2 protein-coding genes are annotated in these 2314 nt (G+C 37.5%); both read right to left on the reverse strand.

Features of this window, described 5'->3' with window-relative positions; genetic code table 11:
* Nucleotides 1–254: 254 nt before the first annotated feature.
* A complete protein-coding gene (locus tag KGF70_RS16720) occupies nucleotides 255–488 on the reverse strand; it encodes a hypothetical protein (protein WP_003645723.1) in 234 nt (77 codons plus the stop codon).
* Nucleotides 481–1269, reverse strand: coding sequence for a ParA family protein (locus KGF70_RS16725; RefSeq protein ID WP_057717082.1), 789 nt, complete (start codon nucleotides 1267–1269; stop codon nucleotides 481–483). The genes KGF70_RS16720 and KGF70_RS16725 overlap by 8 nt, the downstream gene beginning before the upstream one ends.
* Nucleotides 1270–2314: the final 1045 nt, after the last annotated feature.

Below are 2314 nucleotides of genomic sequence, written 5' to 3' on the forward strand. Positions count from 1 at the left end.
AATCTCTGAACATTCTACCTCATCTCTCTTCTTTAAAGTCCTCGTTTGAAGGCTCTCTGTCAGGGTCATATAGCCCTTGGATGAAGTCTTCAAATTTTTCATCGGCCAACTTTTGTGCTTCTTTCTCATCTTCATTCATATTTTAGGCCTCCTATTTATCTCTCTACTATATAGTATAACGATTGTCAGATTGAATTATGTTTTTAGCTAGTGCCTTTGTAATTTAAAATAAATAATAAATTATTAATTTTAAATTATTTATTATTTTCGCTGAACTCGTCTGAATTGATAGCATATTTCAGCATAGAGTCAATGACATCAACGATTTTAGCGTCCTTATGATAGGCTATATCTTTAACCATTTTATATGTGCTCTCACGCACCTGTACAGGCCTAGTAACCTCTTTCTTTTGTTTAAAAGGGCTCTCGTTGTCTCCTAGTTGTTGGTTAGCTTGTTGTGCTAGCTTGTTTAAAAAGTCATCAGCCATTGTCTATCTCCTCAATTCTGTGTAATTCCTCTTTTAGCACCATCGTATACATGCTAATAGCCTTCTTATCCCAATAGTCTTCATCCTTGATACCTGCATTCGAGAATAGCTTTACACGTTCCTGTTGCCAAATTCGATTTATGAATACTGCGTCACCGAATGATTCAGTGGCTGCCTTAGTAATCTCACGGTCAACTTTAGCATCTCGTTTAACTAGGTATAGTATTACACCCGACACATCAAAAGTTGCGTGATAGTCGTTTTTAAGCTGATACATATACTGTGCTGTCTTTAGAACGGACGTATAAGCCTGTTTCTGCGTCTGCAATACTAATGATACATAATCACTAGCTAAAATTGCGTTGTTAGTAAAAATGGAAAGTGTCGGTGGAACATCAATAATAATGTACTCAAATTGTGATTTAAACTGTTCAATCAAAGTTTTGAGAATTAGCATGCGGTCATGGTTCCTAATTTTTTCAACTTTACCCGGCCACAAACTTAGTGACCAATCAGCCGGAATCATTGAAACATTGTCAGTTAGTTCAATGATTGAATGACTTAGGTCTAATTTTAGAAGTCCATTAAATAAGTCCACATTTGGCTCAGTTTTGACATTATAGGTCGTTCTCATAATCTCAGTGGCATTAGCTTGCGGGTCTAAATCAATTAAAAGTACCTTGTGACCTAGCTCGCCTAGAAGATAAGTGTCCATAACACTAAGGGTAGTTTTGCCAACGCCACCCTTGAAATTGAAGTGTAGCAAGGTTTTACAAGTCATTCTATCGCCTCCATTGATAACAGTATAGCACAAATAATTAATAATTAAAAATAAGTAATTTAAAATAAATAATTTATTATTTATAATTTTTCGCTAAGTTTGACACTTACCTAACTATGCGTTACAATTGGCCTGTATTAAAAAAGGCCTAGCATTTCTGCCAGACCTAAAACAACTGCATATACAAAAGAAGCCCCGCGACCTCTTACTTTCGCGGGAACAACAGATAACTTATTCAAGATAATTAAATTGTAAGACCTAGGATCTCAAATTGCAAGTCTTGAATCTTAATTGCTTCTTCTGGAACACAGGGGAGCCAATCCCTGTTGGTGAGCTAGCAATAGTTCGCCCGAGCAAACTAGCCTTAGCTTGATGAAAAATGTTAGCGTGGTACTGAGAGACCCGTCAAGTTTAGACAGCCGGTTAGTGTAGCTGATGATAAAAAGTAGACAGGTCAAGTGAGAGCCACTGCAATAAATCCCACTAGGCTACTAGCTATTCTCATATCTAGATAGTGGCTGAACGTTAATCTCACGGACGAGATGGGTGGTAAAGCAGTACCATACGTACAGGGCTGTATCACGAGGTTGGTTATCCAAACAAATTAAAATATATGATGACCAGCGCCTGTTAAGGGTGCTTTTTTAATGGGTTTAAATGGCAAGGCTGTTTAACAAGTGGTACGGTAACGGTATGAGTGTTAGAGCGATGCGATATACGGCGACGAGCTATAACAGCAGTTTTCTTTCATTTTCAAATTCATGGGGAAAACTGTATCACTTCTGCTCAACCAACTCTAAGCTGTAACAGGTCAAACCCAAAGTCAAGTAAATAAACCAAATGGCGAAAATATTATGAAGCTTAGAACCTGTTTTTAATCTTTAACAGTCTTTCAATAAAAGCCTGATGAAGGCTAAAGCTACCATAATTCGAATAGTTTGTAGGTAACGTTCGCAGTTGCGCCATAGGCGCCGACATTTATCCAACCAACTAAGAAACTGTTTGAGGTCTTTGAAAGACGCTTGAATTTCCGGTAAAATATGTG

It is taken from the genome of Lactiplantibacillus sp. 7.2.4, assembly GCF_018991185.1.
Classification (GTDB): domain Bacteria; phylum Bacillota; class Bacilli; order Lactobacillales; family Lactobacillaceae; genus Lactiplantibacillus; species Lactiplantibacillus pentosus.